Source organism: Paenibacillus sp. GbtcB18 (assembly GCF_019091125.1).
Lineage (GTDB): Bacteria > Bacillota > Bacilli > Paenibacillales > NBRC-103111 > Paenibacillus_F > Paenibacillus_F chitinolyticus.
On record NZ_JAGXJX010000871.1, the window covers coordinates 1 to 236 of the forward strand.

1 protein-coding gene is annotated in these 236 nt (G+C 52.5%); it reads left to right on the forward strand.

Annotated elements, in window-relative coordinates; all coding sequences use genetic code 11:
• A partial coding sequence (locus KVT34_RS31170) for a hypothetical protein (protein WP_217563389.1) occupies positions 1 to 209 on the forward strand: 209 nt, incomplete at its 5' end.
• Positions 210 to 236: the final 27 nt, after the last annotated feature.

A 236-nucleotide genomic window follows, 5' to 3' on the forward strand; every position in this document is an offset into this window, starting at 1 on the left:
AACCTCTCCTCTTGTTCACGCAAGAGGAAGAAGGAGAGCAGATTTGTTCGCCGCTTCTTTCTTCCCCTCGCAGAAGTTTTCTTGAAGTTTCCTTTCCTCCCTGTTTTTACGGCAAGCTTTCTCCTCTTCTGTTCTTTCTGTTCGATCTCGCAGGTCTCCAGAAGTCGCCCCTTTCCCCGAAGCTCACCGCCGCCATCGTCCAGCGATGAAGAGCACGGTCCGCTGGAAGAAGTAGC